Annotated in this window: 17 protein-coding genes; 15 read left to right on the top strand and 2 right to left on the bottom strand. The window is 42.5% G+C overall.

All coding sequences use genetic code 11. The features are described from left to right. Nucleotides 1–10: 10 nt before the first annotated feature. The 8 genes from ACOZB4_RS27265 to ACOZB4_RS27230 all read left to right on the top strand — a co-directional run bounded on the left by ACOZB4_RS27265 (nucleotide 11) and on the right by ACOZB4_RS27230 (nucleotide 6,266). Nucleotides 11–325 (top strand): hypothetical protein, encoded by a 315-nt coding sequence (locus tag ACOZB4_RS27265; RefSeq protein WP_379411373.1) that lies wholly within the window; start codon nucleotides 11–13, stop codon nucleotides 323–325. Continuing rightward, the gene (locus ACOZB4_RS27260; protein ID WP_326095284.1) at nucleotides 322–624 is read left to right on the top strand and encodes a hypothetical protein; all 303 of its coding nucleotides are present in this window, start codon (nucleotides 322–324) and stop codon (nucleotides 622–624) included. Before ACOZB4_RS27265 ends, ACOZB4_RS27260 begins: the two co-directional genes overlap by 4 nt. Before the next feature lie 20 nt (nucleotides 625–644). Continuing rightward, nucleotides 645–938: a hypothetical protein gene (locus ACOZB4_RS27255; protein WP_379411370.1), complete on the top strand. Its 294-nt coding sequence runs from the start codon at nucleotides 645–647 to the stop codon at nucleotides 936–938. A 194-nt stretch (nucleotides 939–1,132) separates the two neighbouring features. Further along, nucleotides 1,133–2,218: a phosphotransferase gene (locus ACOZB4_RS27250; RefSeq protein WP_379411368.1), complete on the top strand. Its 1,086-nt coding sequence runs from the start codon at nucleotides 1,133–1,135 to the stop codon at nucleotides 2,216–2,218. Between the two features lie 248 nt (nucleotides 2,219–2,466). Next, nucleotides 2,467–3,648, top strand: coding sequence for a phosphotransferase (locus ACOZB4_RS27245; RefSeq protein ID WP_379411365.1), 1,182 nt, complete (start codon nucleotides 2,467–2,469; stop codon nucleotides 3,646–3,648). Nucleotides 3,649–3,742: 94 nt separating this feature from the next. Beyond that, nucleotides 3,743–5,455 carry an HAD-IIIC family phosphatase gene (locus ACOZB4_RS27240; protein WP_379411362.1) on the top strand — a complete coding sequence of 571 codons (1,713 nt, stop codon included), beginning with the start codon at nucleotides 3,743–3,745 and terminating at the stop codon, nucleotides 5,453–5,455. Beyond that, nucleotides 5,452–5,685, top strand: coding sequence for an acyl carrier protein (locus ACOZB4_RS27235; RefSeq protein ID WP_379411359.1), 234 nt, complete (start codon nucleotides 5,452–5,454; stop codon nucleotides 5,683–5,685). Before ACOZB4_RS27240 ends, ACOZB4_RS27235 begins: the two co-directional genes overlap by 4 nt. Further along, nucleotides 5,682–6,266, top strand: a complete 585-nt coding sequence (locus ACOZB4_RS27230) for a GNAT family N-acetyltransferase (protein WP_076323052.1) — start codon at nucleotides 5,682–5,684, stop codon at nucleotides 6,264–6,266. Before ACOZB4_RS27235 ends, ACOZB4_RS27230 begins: the two co-directional genes overlap by 4 nt. 364 nt (nucleotides 6,267–6,630) lie before the next feature. Here the strand turns inward: ACOZB4_RS27230 and ACOZB4_RS27225 are convergent, their stop codons facing one another. Further along, nucleotides 6,631–7,923, bottom strand: coding sequence for a UDP-glucose dehydrogenase family protein (locus tag ACOZB4_RS27225; protein WP_379411354.1), 1,293 nt, complete (start codon nucleotides 7,921–7,923; stop codon nucleotides 6,631–6,633). A gap of 238 nt (nucleotides 7,924–8,161) precedes the next feature. Between ACOZB4_RS27225 and ACOZB4_RS27220 the strand changes: the two genes are divergently transcribed. The 7 genes from ACOZB4_RS27220 (at nucleotide 8,162) to ACOZB4_RS27190 (ending at nucleotide 15,194) form a co-directional block, all read left to right on the top strand. Further along, the gene (locus ACOZB4_RS27220; protein WP_379411351.1) at nucleotides 8,162–8,860 is read left to right on the top strand and encodes a glycosyltransferase; all 699 of its coding nucleotides are present in this window, start codon (nucleotides 8,162–8,164) and stop codon (nucleotides 8,858–8,860) included. Between the two features lie 64 nt (nucleotides 8,861–8,924). Beyond that, entirely contained in the window at nucleotides 8,925–10,085 is a 1,161-nt protein-coding gene (locus ACOZB4_RS27215; protein ID WP_379411559.1) for a DegT/DnrJ/EryC1/StrS family aminotransferase, read from the top strand. 217 nt (nucleotides 10,086–10,302) lie between these two features. After that, nucleotides 10,303–11,460, top strand: coding sequence for a UDP-N-acetylglucosamine 4,6-dehydratase family protein (locus ACOZB4_RS27210; RefSeq protein WP_379411348.1), 1,158 nt, complete (start codon nucleotides 10,303–10,305; stop codon nucleotides 11,458–11,460). 98 nt (nucleotides 11,461–11,558) lie between these two features. Next, complete coding sequence (locus ACOZB4_RS27205) at nucleotides 11,559–12,545, top strand: glycosyltransferase (RefSeq protein WP_379411342.1); 987 nt, start codon at nucleotides 11,559–11,561, stop codon at nucleotides 12,543–12,545. After that, complete coding sequence (locus ACOZB4_RS27200; RefSeq protein ID WP_379411340.1) at nucleotides 12,542–13,516, top strand: glycosyltransferase; 975 nt, start codon at nucleotides 12,542–12,544, stop codon at nucleotides 13,514–13,516. Before ACOZB4_RS27205 ends, ACOZB4_RS27200 begins: the two co-directional genes overlap by 4 nt. Nucleotides 13,517–13,539: 23 nt before the next feature. Then, a complete protein-coding gene (locus ACOZB4_RS27195) occupies nucleotides 13,540–14,526 on the top strand; it encodes an ATP-grasp domain-containing protein (protein WP_379411337.1) in 987 nt (328 codons plus the stop codon). Then, a complete protein-coding gene (locus ACOZB4_RS27190; RefSeq protein ID WP_379411335.1) occupies nucleotides 14,523–15,194 on the top strand; it encodes an HAD family hydrolase in 672 nt (223 codons plus the stop codon). The genes ACOZB4_RS27195 and ACOZB4_RS27190 overlap by 4 nt, the downstream gene beginning before the upstream one ends. A 163-nt stretch (nucleotides 15,195–15,357) precedes the next feature. Here the strand turns inward: ACOZB4_RS27190 and ACOZB4_RS27185 are convergent, their stop codons facing one another. After that, nucleotides 15,358–15,639 carry a hypothetical protein gene (locus ACOZB4_RS27185; RefSeq protein ID WP_379411332.1) on the bottom strand — a complete coding sequence of 94 codons (282 nt, stop codon included), beginning with the start codon at nucleotides 15,637–15,639 and terminating at the stop codon, nucleotides 15,358–15,360. Nucleotides 15,640–15,734: the final 95 nt, after the last annotated feature.

The raw sequence follows: 15,734 nt of genomic DNA, 5'->3' as shown, positions 1-15,734 counted from the left end.
GGGAATGTATGTGAGTAAAGAGGAATCGTTCATGCGGATTCTCGAAGCATCCGTTACTATTCAATATAATACCTATCTCATTCTTCAAGGGAAAGCGGTAGAAGCCGAAAAGGTTTGTCAATGGGTCCTGACTCAATATCCTCGTTCCAAGGGAGAGTTGAAGGATTCGTTATCCATTCACGAGCAAATTGTTGAGCAAATCGAGGGCTTGACGAAAATAGGCTCCGGTCTGTGCCGGAATCTGCGAATTATCCTCGGAACGGAAGCTGAACAAGATGACGCCATGGGATTTGATGCATTCGATTTCGGAGACACGGACTCATGATCGCGCGCATACAGCGGGAACATGAAGCCAAGATTGCTATGGTATCATCCATTGCTAGAAGTCAGCAAGCGCTGGCAAGCATTTTGGAAAGTATCGCAGAGGTTACGGCACATTCTGAAACAACCGCGCGCACTCTCGCGGAGAATATTCGGCTGCTTGTCGGCTATCAATCCGTGATGGCTGAAATGTTGACAGGCATTCCGTTAAATCGGTACAAATTAGGCAGTCCGGCATCGCCCTGGATAACATCCGAGTGCCAGCTATCTTACAACGAGGCCGGGTTAGAAGCTACGAACTGAACCTTGCAGGAGGATTCGGCATGAACATGGCATTATCCGTTAGGAATCATCGAAAGACTTCAGAAATGGCACGGAAGAAGTCATTCGCAAAGGGGCTGCGTAGCCTGAAGTCATCAGGTACTAAACGCCGTCATGGCAAGAAAGGCAAGCGCCATCGAGCCGGTGGCCGTTACAGCTCCAGGCTTGGGGTCGGCAGACCCCGGCCTTTATCTCAAGTCCATGACCATGGATATGATCATTCCTACATGGAAGACTTTAAAGCTGGATTTGCGAAAGGTTATGAAGATGGGAGACAGGCGGATGACTCTGCATAACGACTCTGGTGGCATTCTATGTAACTTGAGCTGAAGAACGCTCCATCTTATATAGAATCAAAATTATTGAACAATCTACCGAGGCTAATTGGAGAACGAGCACAGCACACCTCCGTTTGTTAGGCAAATGAATGGATGCGCATCTCTATGTTCGACATACAATGGTTTAAAAGCGAAAAATGGAGTGAGGACTAATGAGTCCAACCAGCAGAATAGACAAGCGATTCATTCAAAAAACATGGCGTAAGATGGAGTTTTCCAAATCATTCAAGTCCTTTGGCACCGAAGTGAGATTAGATCATCAAACCATGGAATGTTTAAAAGACTCATACAAAAGCAGCATATGGAAACTTGAAATCAAACATGAAAAAAAGCGCATTCCCATCATTCTTAAAATTTCGAAACCGCTCGAAAAGGACCGGCTGGAAAGCACGGTTGAGAAAAATATATACCGTAAAGGAAGAAAAGTACTTCAGCCGTTCATGCCACTAGTTTATAAAACCAAAAGAAATGTAAACGGACGCGATTTGTGGGTATTCATGGAATATATCGAACCTCTTAAAGGGCGGGTGCAGTATAATCCGGATCACTTTGACAAAATCATTCCTACGTTAGCGAAGCTTCACTCCTCTACGATGAATGAACGCTTTAAACAACATGAGCGACTATTCGGTGATTGGCTACCTCAATTTAGCTCTAATGTTATGAGAGAAGAAAGAAAAAGCATAAATAAGTTAACCTTGTATTATTTAGATGAAGCGATGAAAAACAACCATTTAAAAGAAATGATAAATCCATATTACTCACTCGTGAAGGACCTGCTGCAGAGAGGGCCAGATTATTTCCCGGAGGTCGTTCATGAAGGCTGCAGCATTATCCACGGAGATCTTCACACTGCAAACATAGCGGCCTACAATGTTAAGGAGAAATCGTGGAAAATCAAATTTATTGATTGGGAAGGCGCAAAATATGCTCCGTGCTGGTTTGATCTCGTCAATTTGATCGGGGTTTTCTTGGCATACCGCCGAGAGTGGAAAGATCTGGAGGAGGTTATAACCCGCCGTTGTGTTCAGTTATATTCGAATGAGATGAGAAGGCATGGAGTTATCTTTAAAACCGATCCATTCAAACTGTATCAGATGGCATTCCTAAAACGAATACTTGAGAAGGGGCTGTATCTTCAGCTGAATTGGGCTGTTACCGGTAAAAAAGAGGCGAAGCTACTGCCGGTGTATTTAGAAAAGATCAAAGTTTTAGGAAAAAAATTGGAGCTTTATTAGTGCTTATTCGATCCAATGGATATTAAGTTGAGTACGACTTGGATAACCCGCGTGCTCAGCGGGTTGTTTTGCATTGTTTTTGATGAATCTATCTCACAATCGCAGCAGAAATTGTTGGCTAATCGTTATCCAATTATTCGAGTAATGTTAAATCATGTGTGTGGAATGTTAAATCGCATTTTTTTAATGTCATGTCGGAGGTCCTCCACATAGGATATAAAAGGAATACGGAGTGGAGGAACGCGGATATGACAAAAATGGGTAATTCGGAAGGATTCGAGCAAGGTCGTACGGATGGATTTAGGAAGGGAAAAGAAGATGGATACAATAAAGGGCTTGAGGATGCTCAAGCCTTATTGGTAAACCCGCCTCTTAATGATATCAGTCTGAAATGGCGAGAGCTTCGATGTGCTGACCAGATTGCAAGCCATTTCGGATCTTCTGTTGTTTTAAACGACAGAAATATGGAATGTTTGAAAGATACATTCAAGAGTGCAATCTGGAAACTCGAAATTACGGCAAACGGACACAATTATCCGATTATTTTAAAGATATTCAAAGCACCCGTGAACGAACAGAAATTAATCGAGTTAAACATGTACCGAAAAGCAACCAGTATTTTACCGGATTTGATACCTACCATATATTTGATCGTGGAAGGTATGAATGGTGAGGATGTATGGGTATTCATGGAGTTCGTACCTCAAGTTAAGGGTCAGGTTATCTTTACACCCGATTATTTCGACCGGATTATCCCTTCGTTGGCGAAACTTCACGCACTAACTTATAACGACAATTTTTATAATCATTGGGAAACATTCGAGGAATGGCTTCCGCTTTACGATTCCGAAACCACAACGCTAGAACGCCAGAAGAATCATCAAAAAACGTTGGAATATCTGGATAAGGCCATGGAACGTCCTGAATTAAAGCAGAGATTGGAGTCTACCTATGCTAATGTCCGTACCATGTTACAAAAGGGACCTATTTATTTTCCCGAACTCCTGCAGGCCGGTAAAAGTATCATTCACAATGATCTTCAAACTCCGAATATCGGCTGCCATAATGTAGCTGAAGAGACCTGGAATATTAAATTTATCGATTGGGAAGGAGCACGTTTCTCACCATGCTGGTTCGATATGTTTAATTTAATGGGTGTGTTTTTTGCATACCGAAAGGACTGGAGAGGTGACGAAAATGCCGTGATTGAGCGCTGTGCGCCTTTGTATGCCGCAGAAATGCTCAAATATGGAATCCGGTTCGATACGGACCCGGTTACGTTATACAAAATGGCTTATTTGCAGCGCGTTTTGGAACGCAGCTTGCTCCAGCAGCTTATTTGGGGAGTGGAAGATCTGAAGTCGGTTTATTTATTGGATCATTATTTAGATAGAATCAATGTGTGGGGCAAGGAGCTCGGGTTATATTAATGCCAATGACTTTAGCGGGATAGGATCTAGGAGTATCAGAATCATTGGAAGAATGGGCAGGTCAATGCTCTAACAACAGGAGGGAGGTATAGGAATGAATCATGTGTTAACCTATCTAGATTTAGCGGATTCTCTGCTGTGCTCCATTCCCTCCAGGGCTCGGATTGCAGGAAGCCCTAAGCTCCCATGCAATCGAACCTTCCGAATACGAGTCGACAGAACGATGCCCTTTGAGTTTGTTGCCAATTTGATGCCTCCGTTTTGCGGATTATGGGAGGCTGATGTCTGTTTTGATTACTCTGATTATGATAGCGCTCTGTCCGGTATTGGAGGGGAAACTCAGGCGGATGTATATATCATCTGGTTAGATTGGCGGATCTACGCCAGCTCAATGAGCGCACAGGAAGCTGCACATTGGCTGAATGAACGGATCGTTAAACTGCGTATGGTAACGGATAAACCGATCTGGATAAATAACTGGCCGGAGTCCTTGGAAGATGCCGATAGGGTGCTCAGCTTCCGTGCCAGTGACCGTGGATGGTTCCGGAAGTTAAATTCATATTTGTTGGAGTCCGTTGAGAACAACACAGGATGTGTTCTGATCGATTTAGCCGAATTGGCCCATGAAGGTACCGAGTCCTTCTATGATTATCGGAACGAGGAAATCAGCAGCTATCCATTTTCCAATCAGGCAACGATAATTATCTCCCGTCACCTTGGTGTACATCTCTTACCCGCTTCCTGTGCTCCGAGACTTAAAGCGATTGCTCTTGATCTTGATGATACGCTTTATCACGGGGTATTGGGAGAGGAAGGGGCTGAAGGGGTAACTTTAACGGAAGGTCATCATCGGTTGCAAAGGCTGCTGCTCAAACTTAAACAATCGGGAGTGCTGCTCACGTTATGCAGCCGTAATGAAGAAGAAGATGTTAAGGCTCTGTTTGATACCCGGAGCGATTTCCCGCTGAGATGGGACGATTTTGCCGCTGTCTGCGCGAATTGGCAGACAAAAGCAGAAAATCTGAATCGCTTGGCGCGAATACTGAATATTGACCCGTCTGCTTTCGTGTTTGTGGATGACAATCCGGCAGAGTTGGTGAAGATGGCCGCTGTACTGCCAGAGGTTCGTCTTTTACGAGCAAAGCAAAACGGTGAAGAAACGATGTTTGGATTATGTCATTTTCCCGGATTATATCAACTTCACCAGGATAACATGGCCGTATCCAGAACAACCGATATTCAGGCCAATCAGACAAGGGAGAAGATTAGACAATCAGCATCGGACTATCGTTCCTATTTAGACAGCTTGAACATGGTTGTAACCATCTATGAGAATGAAGCTTCCCATGTCACGCGGCTGCATGAATTAAGTCATAAAACAAATCAGTTTAACCTGGCGTTAAGGCGGATGACAGAAGTGGAGGCGAATGACGTTATGAATGCCTCGAAATATGCTACGATTACGATTCGCCTCTCGGATATACTGTCAGACAGTGGAATTATCGGCGCTTTTATATGCCGGTTGGATGGTGAGCAAGCGCATTTAATCGAAACGCTTTTTAGCTGCAGGGCGCTTGGCCGTGAGATTGAAACGGTAGCCTTTGCCTGGATCTTGGAGAAATTAATGGATCGAGGGGTGCAGCGTATCAATATCGAAATGGCTCAGGGGCCGCGAAATGCTCCTGCCTTGGACTGGATAAAGCGTTTTGTTACAGGCTCGCCTGAACAACTGGCGCTTAAAGATCTTTATGCACGTGTAAAAGCAGCTTGCGGAAGTCATCCTGCTAGAGTGGAGGTAAATCGATGACTACAGAATTACGCAAACAAATTGGGTCGATCTTATCCGAGGTATTAAACACTGCATTACCGCCTCATGATAATCCAAAGCGGGAAGAGCTGGCGAATTGGAATTCTTTAAAACATATGGAACTCATTCTTCGTCTTGAAGAGCAATTTGATGTTCGCTTCTCCATTAGGGAAGTAGCGGGAATTCAAAGCTTGGATGACATCGCCAAGATCATTGAGGTGAAGTCGTGAAGCACAACATCAAAGTTGAACGCTTTGGGATTCGATTAAGACCCATTACGATGGACGACGCTGATTTTATTTTCAAACTAAGAAGATCCCCTGATTTATCCAGGTATATTGGAGAAATCGACTCTCGTTATTCTACTCATGAATCATGGTTGAAACAATATTTTCACAGAGAAGGCGACTATTACTTCTGCATTGAGCTTCTCTCGGGCGTACCTATCGGAACCATAGCGATCTATGATATTGATGGTCAAGCCGGGAATTGGGGAAGATGGATTATTTCCGATTCGATCCCTGCCGCTCCTGCCAGCGTATGGCTTATTTTTCACGTTGCGTTTGATATTCTGGGTTTGTCCAGTGTGTTCTCCAACACGGTTATTGATAATGCGAGTGTCGTTTCTTTTCATGATAACTGCGGTTTGCCCCGGACCGGAATTGAACGTAATGGCCTTACCATTAGAGGCGTATCCTATGACATGGTTATTCATACGGCTACGAAGGAGAACTGGCCTATGATTCAACAAAGATTAGAGAAGCCTGCAATATTGGCGGAGCGTCTGCTGAGGGAGAATCCGGAAGAATAATTAACTTGCATTTCGGGATGAAAGACAATATGGCTTGTTTACTGCGACAGCGAAACCGTTCGCTGTCTTTTTGCTGTATATCAATCCTTTAATAGATCCGGATGGCGGATATTTGCATGATCTTATACAAAGGTCCAAGAACATATTTTGAGAGTTTCATATAGAAGCATTACGAAAACATAAATCGCAGCTTCGGGAAACTCGTCATTTGACATGCCCGAAACCGTCAGGAAATGGGCGGCAAAAAGAGGGATGGAAGTTGGTTACGAATATGCGGAGAAATAAGCGCATCGATATACGGTTTTCATCTTTAGGAAAAGTAAATAAACTCATGAGTTACATGAGTTTATTTACTTTTCTACCTCTATTGATATCCTATTCCTTGATAATAGTAACCCAAGGTCTTCATTCGTTCGGCGTCCAGTAGATTCCTACCATCAAATAGGTTCGGATGCTTCATACTCTGTTTCATTTGCTGCCAATCGATGTTATTATACATCTTCCATTCAGTGCATAGGAATGCGGCATCTGCTCCTTCCAGCGCTTCATCAGGGGAGTTGCAGGATGTAACTGACGGTTGGACTAATTCCGGGGGAAGCTTTGCGACTGGATCGTGTACCTTAATATGAGCCTGTTCGTTAAGAAGACTCCGGATCATCTGGATCGCGGGCGCTTCCCGGATGTCATCCGTATCCGGCTTAAAGGCGAGACCCAATATGGAGATTTTTTTTCCTCGTAAGTCTCCCAGCCGTATTCGAGCCTTTTCTAGTAAATATAAATATTGGGTCTGATTTACGGAAACGGCCTGTTCTACTAAGGTTAACGGGGAATCCAACTCATCCGCCAACTGGACCAAGGCGGAGGTATCTTTGGGAAAACAGGAGCCGCCGTAGCCGATCCCGGCTTGTAGAAAGCTTAATCCTATTCTGGGATCAAGGCCGATCCCATGTGCTACTTCTTTAACGTTAAGCCCCAGTTTGTCGCATAGTCTGGCTAATTCGTTAATGTATGAAATTTTCGTGGCCAAATAAGCATTGGCAGCATATTTAATCAACTCGGCCGTTGCAGGTGTTGTAATCACCATCGGGCAAGAAAGAAATTGATACAGCTCCTTGAGGAGCTTGACCGCGAGATCACTGTCAGCTCCGATGATGATCCTATCCGGAGACAGCGCATCCGACAATGCCATTCCCTCACGTAAAAACTCGGGATTCGAAGCGACATCGAACGGGGAAGCATGAGCTTGTGCCGAGCGGATCCACTGCACGATCAAACTTTGCGTTCCGACGGGAACGGTACTCTTGACGACGATAAGCTTATATCCGTTCATGCAGCGGCCGATATCCATAGCGATCTGCCTCACATACTGAATATCAGCTCGGCCGCCCTGCCCGGATGGGGTTCCGACGCATATAAAAATCACATCATTATCCCGGATGGCTGAGTCTGTATCCGCAGTGAATTTGATGTTTCCGGTCCGCAGATGCTTTTTTAACAAATGCTCAAGCCCTTCTTCATGAAAGGGGATGGATCCTTGCTGAAGCTGTTTCACCTTGTTCAGATCGGTATCTAGTCCCGTTACGTTCCAGTCCGACTCTGCCAGTACCAGAGCGGTTGTCGTTCCCACATATCCAGTACCCGCTATCAGTATATTCACAATGTGGTTAACACCTCTTTTCGAAAAGTAAGGCCGCCTTTGACTGAGTGAGCTTGTTACTTCCACCTTATGATGAAACGAAAAGGAATGACATGGGTAGTACGTCTGGTGAATTCGCCGTTTCTCCTCTGATGTATATTTCATATTTTATCAGGAAAAGGAAAATGATGATCAACCGGTAATTTCATCACGGAGGTGTTGATCTTAGCGACAATGAGATTAGAAGGGAGGGATCGCGTTGGTATCTATCATTTGCTGTACAATGAGACCTTCTTTCATGAATAACATATTTAGTAATTATGAACGTCAAAATTTTGAAAACAAAGAATTGATTATCGTATTGAACAGAGACGACATGGATATAGACCAATGGAGGGAAGCAGCAAAGGAACATAAACATGTATCCGTTTATAAGATCTCTGAAAATAGTAAATTAGGAAAATGTTTAAATTACGGAATCGGGCAGTCAACATATGATCTCATCGCAAAATTTGATGACGATGATTACTATGCATCCGATTACCTGAAAGAAGGCGTAAGCACGCTTAAGCGAACCGGGGCTTCCGTTGTTGGCAAACATACTTCGTTTGTGTATTTTGAGGAAAAAAAAGCGCTGATGCTGTTCAGAAAGGGAGGAGAGGAGAAGTACAGAAGGCATCTTAAGGGGGGGACCCTTCTGTTTAAGAGATCGGTATGGGACCAAATTAAATTCAATGAGGAGATGGAACGCGCAAGTGATGCCGAATTCCTGAGACGATGCAAAAGAAGTGGGAATCGATTATACTCCTCTTCCAGATACAATTACGTATGCAACCGAAGAAAGAATATAGATAGCCATACGCAAAAAACAAGTACAGAAGAGTATATGGCCAAGTGCCAATTCATATCATACACTGATAACTACATCTCAATAATAACTAAAAATTTCCATTTATAGGCTTGATTGTTTGGCTGTAAGTAAAATGAAATCAGGAGTATTCTTGCTAAAAGGGAGGGATGCTATCTTGGCTCATAAAAGGATATATTTATCTCCTCCGCATTTGAGCAATAACGAATTGAAGTTGATACAAGAGGCTTTTCATACTAACTGGATTACTACATTAGGTCCTCATGTAGAAGCTTTCGAACGGGAAATAGCTGAATATGTGGGGGTAATGGGGGCTGTAGCTGTAAGTTCGGGTACAGCTGCCCTTCATTTGGCTCTGATTTCTTTAGGTGTAGGGCCCGGGGATCTTGTTTTTTGTTCAACGCTTACCTTTGTTGCAAGTGCAAATCCTATAATATACCAAGGGGCAACGCCTGTATTTATCGACTCAGAACCGGAATCATGGAATATGTCCTCCCTGGCGTTAGAACGTGCTTTTGAACATTTTAAATTAAAAGGACAACGACCGAAAGCCGTTGTGGTCGTGAATTTATACGGGCAAAGTGCAGACATGGAGGCGATATTAAAGGTATGTGAACAGTACGGAGTTTCCATTATTGAGGATGCAGCGGAGTCCCTTGGAGCCTCATATCAAGGAAAAGCCAGCGGGTCATTTGGGAACATCGGTATTTATTCTTTTAACGGGAATAAGATCATTACCACCTCAGGGGGTGGAATGATCGTTTCGGATGATGAAGTAGCCATAGCGAACATTCGAAAATGGGCATCGCAAGCTCGGGATCCTGCGATTTATTATCAGCACAGTGAACTGGGTTATAATTACCGGTTGAGCAATGTGTTGGCGGCAATCGGGAGGGCGCAGTTAGGAGTACTCGACCAGCGGGTATCCGAACGCCGTAAAGTGTTCGAGTCGTATCATCAAGCTCTTTCGAAATGGGATGGAATAGAGTTTATGGCAGAGGCCGAATATGGCCGATCTACCCGTTGGCTCACTGCACTTACAGTCGATCCCGAACGTGCCGGAATAACTGCATTAGGGATCATAGAAGCTCTAGCAGAGCTTAATATTGAAGCGCGGCCCGTTTGGAAGCCAATGCATCTTCAGCCCCTTTATAGAGAATGTAAATATTTCCAGCATGACGAGGAAGACAGCATTTCTGATTTATTATTTCAACGAGGGCTTTGTCTGCCGTCCGGTTCCAATCTATCAAAGGAAGATCTTGAACGAGTTATTGAGAGTATTCACAAGATTTTAAGAAACGGCCGAAAATCATGAATCCTATCTCAAGCCCCTTTTTGTAGACAGATAGAAAAAACTTAGAATGCAGCTGGCGTCGGTATTCAACGGGTGCCAGCTTGTTTGGTTTGGTTTGGAATTGCTTCGCCCAACTTCCGATTTGAATGGGTTTATTAAGGCGTTTGCTTATGACCAAAGAACATATTAATTAATATACTGAATAAAAAGCTTTGCGGGAGGCTGAATAATTCAACTTATGAAGAGGAGAAGAGACGCAAAGAAAAGGGAGCTTATCATACGTAATGCTCTTGAGAATATAAGTATGGGGGAATTGCTCGAGAGAAGGGCGATTGATGTAAATATTGATAAAATAAGTAGTTACATCAAAGATAAGGTCATTCTTGTAACTGGTGCGGGAGGTTCAATCGGTTCCGAGCTTTGTCGGCAAATTTCTAGGTTTGAGCCTCGCCTGCTTCTGTTATTAGGGCACGGTGAAAATAGTGTGTACAACATTGAAAAAGAATTAAGTAACCATAATAAACTATTAAAAATGAGATCGCTTATTGCAGATATTCAAGATAAAAAAAGACTCGAAGATATCTTTTCCTTCTATCGGCCCCAGATTATCTTCCATGCGGCAGCACATAAGCACGTCCCGTTAATGGAACTAAACCCCTCCGAAGCCATAAAAAACAACGTATGGGGAACTAAAAATCTGGCCGATTGTGCCCAAAAGCATGAAGCAGAGTGTTTTATATTTATTTCCTCCGATAAAGCTGTTAATTCAACAAGTATCATGGGAACAAGCAAAAGGTTGGCGGAAATAGTGCTGCAAACGAAGGTGAAAGACATCGGGACCCGCTTTGTTACAGTTCGTTTTGGTAATGTACTGGGAAGCAGGGGAAGTGTATTACATTTATTTAAAGAGCAAATTATAAAGGGAGGTCCAGTCACAGTAACCCACCCTGAGATGGTTCGTTATTTTATGACGATTCCGGAAGCAGTTCAACTGGTCATACAGGCTGGGGCAATGGCCAAGGGAGGGGAAATCTTTATTCTTGATATGGGCAATCCTGTCAAAATCATTGATTTGGCTCATAAACTGATCTCCTTAGCGGGTCTTAAACTCGGTAAAGATATTCAAATTGTATTTACTGGGATGCGTCCGGGCGAAAAGCTAGTGGAAGAAATATTAACAGAGAGAGAGAGAGTGAGAGCTACTTACCATGATCATATTTATATAAGCGATCCTTCTGCAATTTCTGAAGAACTGGAGGTGAGTTTAAGAGAGTTCGAAAATTTTATTTCCTTGCATGACTCGGTTGCAGTTGCCGAAATTTTTACCAGGATAAGGACTTTGTTTCCAGAATTATACCAGCCTCAGCCCTCAGATATGGATTCGAGTAGAGAGTAGCAGAGGTGATGAGCATAAAAATGTGAAGATCTTATTCTTTTGTTTTTAGAGACATTTTAAGTAACCGGTGATTTCTAAAGGGAGGAGGAGGAATCCTCTTGCATAAACTGCGTATTTTATATTTCACCTTTGATTGGTCCGCATATACGTATAAACCCGATCATTACTTTAAACAAATCTTAGCCACTCAGCCGGATGTGCATGTACATTTCACAGAGCAAGGTGGTTACCTACCTGAGATTATTAGAAATCTCGATTTTACACCCGATTTTATTTATATTGATAACTTTACTCATAACAGACGAATAAATACTCTCCCAACTGGTTTAAATGAAGTCAATATTCCTAAAGGTATACTTCTGCATGATGTCCAAAGGAGGAAAGATGCTTTTAGGAGCTATCTGTTGAGTAATGACATAGATTTAATATTTGTTCATTATCGTGATGCATTTCATAAATACTTCCCAGAATTGCGTAACAGATTAAGATGGATGCCGAATCATGTATATAAACCGATCTTTCATAAATATAAAGTCAAAAAAACGATTGATTATCTAACGATGGGGAGAGTTAACAAACTTTATCCGCTTCGGAAAGAAATTGTAAGCAAAAGTCGCAAGTTGAAGGGGTTAATCATCCACGAGCATCCTGGGTACAAAAGTTTCACTAACGAAGATAAGGAATCTTTATTCTTGGATGAAAAATATGCAGAGGAAATCTGTCGTGCCAAGATGTTTCTGACATGTGGATCAAGGTATGATTTTGCAGTGAGTAAATACTTTGAGGTACCTGCTTGCGGAACATTACTTCTAGCTTCAAATTTTTCGGAGCTTACTGACTTGGGGTTTAAAGATAAAAAGAACTTTATTAGTATCAACAAAAACAACTTCTTAAAGAAAGCTAAATATTATCTTGAACATGAAGATGAGAGAAAAAAAATAAGCCGAGAAGGCTATAAGCTAGTAAAGTCACGGCATTTAACCGATATTCGAGTCAGAGAATTCGTCAATGAGCTCTGGAATTTCCTTGGGAATACAACAAGTGAAAGAAGTTTGAGCATCTATGATAAGGGGGGACAGAGTTGAATAAAATCAATATTCTATATTTTACAATCAATTGGTCTACCTTTACGTATAAACCCGATCATTATTTTAAATTGGAACTTGCCAAGCTGCCGGATGTGCGAGTTCATTTTAGGTATGGATTTAGAGATAGAAAAGGGAAAAGTGGAGGGCATCTTCCAGACATCATTAAAGGCCTAGATTTTGTTCCAGACTTTATTTATTTTGACGATTTTGAATCGATTCGAGGCGTGTATGGTTTCCCGACAGGAATGAATGAAGTAAACATACCTAAGGGAATTCTGTTTCACGATGTCTATCGGATTAATAGATCATTTAGAAAGTATGCAATTGAGAATAAGATTGATTTGATTTTTGCCCACTACCGGGATGCCTTTATTAAATATTTCCCAGATCTTAAGGACAGGTTTAGATGGCTTCCGAATCATGCCTATAGTCCAGTTTTCCACAAATATAAGGTTGAAAAGAAAATAGACTATTTGATGATGGGAAAAATCAATGAGTTATATCCTCTTCGTGAAAAAATGTACCATAGCATGCAAAAGATGAAAGGTTTTGTTTCCCACGATCATCCAGGCTATAAATGGATCTCGGAGGAAAAAAAGAAGAAAACCATATTTATTGATGATAAATACGCAAAAGAAATATGCAGAGCAAAGATGTTTCTAACTTGCGGCTCCAAATACAATCTTGCGGTTGGAAAATATTTTGAAGTTCCGGCGTGTGGAACCTTATTATTAGCCACCGAGTTTCCTGAGTTGGAGGATTTAGGTTTCATCCATAAAAAGACATTCATCAGAATTTCTAAAAACGACTTTCTTGATAAAGCAAAATATTATTTGAGGCACAAAGAAACAAGAAATCAGATTGCTGAGAATGGAATGCAATTAATCCGTGATCGCCATACAACTGCAATTCGCGTCAGAGAATTCGTAGATGAGCTTTGGAAATTCACTGGGAAGACGAGAGCCTAAGTGGGAGAAGGTGATCAAACCTAATGATGGAATTTAATATTTTGTTTACTAGTGCAGGTCGAAGGGTCTCATTAATACGATATTTTAAAGAGGCTTTGCTTGAGTTGGGCATTGAAGGATTAATGGTGACTGCCGATATGCGGAGAAATGCTCCTGCAGCATGGGTTAGTGATGCTCATGAAATACTGCCTCGTGTTACGGATTTGGACTATATTCCAAGATTAATGGACATTTGCGAGAAGCATGCCATCAAGCTTGTGATCCCACTAATAGATACGGAGCTGCAAGTTCTTGCCGATCATCGTTTTGAGTTTGAAAAAATAGGTGCTTTCGTTCTTGTTAGTGCTCCCGAGGTTATCCAGATCGGAAACGATAAAAGAAAAACAGCCTTGTTTTTAGAAAGTATTGGAATCAAGACGCCTAAGCTTATGGATCCTTATGAAGTCTTACAAGAAACTGATACCTGTTATCCCCTAATGCTGAAGCCTTTTAACGGGAGCAGCAGTATGGGCGTGAATAAAGTAAATAGTGTTGAAGAGTTAAAATTTTTTATGAATAATATTCCAAATCCAATACTTCAGGAATTTGTGATAGGGCAAGAGTATACGGTTGACGTCTTGATGGATTTTCAAGGAAAAGCTTGTGCGGCGGTGCCTCGTTTGCGGATAGAAACCAGATCGGGCGAAGTCAGTAAAGGGATGACCGTGAAGGATATACAAATCATGACCGCTGCAAAAAAAGTCGCAGAGGCTCTTCCTGGAGCAGTAGGATGCATAACTTTACAGTGCTTTGTCACTGACTTGAAAGAGATTGTATTTATCGAGATCAATCCTCGATTTGGCGGTGGGGTCCCTCTTTCCTTAGCGGCTGGCGCCCACTATTGCAAAACTATTATACAATGGCTATTAAACCGGCCTGTAGACTGGAATGATATGGATGGATGGCGTGACGGTTTAGTCATGCTTCGATACGATGAGGCTTTCTTTGTACAACAAGGCGATATAAAGTGATAAAGGCTGTCGTGTTTGATTTGGATGATACGCTTTACATGGAAAAAGAGTATGTCATTAGTGGTTTTCAGGAAGTGGATCTTTGGGTACGAAGGCACTTCAAGGTGCAAGGTTTTTTTGAAAAGGCGATTCTGCTCTTTAATCAAGGACATAGAGGTCATATTTTCAATGAAGCGCTTGAATTATTGAACACAGACATCGACTACGGGAAGGTCCAGCAAATGATAAGGGTTTATCGCGAACATTTGCCCAATATACAGCTATATCCGGATGCGCGGTGGGCATTGCAATATTTCTTTGATAAAGCTGTGACAGGACTGTTAACCGATGGTTTCCTAGAAGCGCAACGTCAGAAGGTGAAGGCTTTAGGCATAGGCTCCTGTTTTAAATCCATCGTGTACTCGGATGAGATGGGTCGAGAATATTGGAAGCCTAGCCCGATTCCTTATATTAGAATCTCTATGAATATGGGTATTGATCCTAAGCAATGCGTCTATATTGGCGATAATCCTCAAAAAGACTTTATTATGGCAAAGCGCTTAGGCTGGACGACGATATGCGTAAAGCGAGCAGATGATCTATATTCCGGCGTTGCTATAGGCTCTGATTATCTAGCAGATTATCAAATCTCAACGTTGTACGAGCTTAAACACATAAACTTTCTTTGAGGCAGTCGTTCATAATGATAAGGGTAAAGCAACATTCTAGCGTTATCTAAATTTGTGTCTAGAACTCTTTGATTATCAATGAATTTTACAGTGAAGACAGATTTAGTGCATGACGTGCGGCTCTCATAAACAGAAAGTGTGTCAAATAAAGCCATAGCGGTGCTCAGGATGTTCTTCCCGAACCGCTATGGCTTCTGTTTTGATCATTGGCTGCCTTCTTGAGCAAATGATGGGCAAGCGAAAGCCGCCCTATCTCCAGGCTCACTCTGTGCAAGCCTCGAAGCAGAAATCGCCGGAATCCATGAATGTGGCGCCGGGATTGCAGTTTCTTTGCTTCCAACTGCTGTACCAGCGATCTCCAATTTTTACTGGTTAGCGCGGACGACCCGCCGAGTTCGGCGAGGTCTTGTCTCCCTCGTTCAATTCGTGGCGATCTGCCTGACATACTGAATATCTGCGTGCCTGTCCTGTCGTGAGGGAGTCCCAACGCCCACCTTATGATGAAACGAAAAGGAATGACATGGGTAGTACGTCTGGTGA

It is taken from the genome of Paenibacillus sp. NPDC058898 (assembly GCF_049316025.1).
Lineage (GTDB): Bacteria > Bacillota > Bacilli > Paenibacillales > Paenibacillaceae > Paenibacillus_AQ.
Note: the sequence above shows the minus strand (reverse complement) of the source record. Positions and strands in the feature narration are given on the sequence as shown.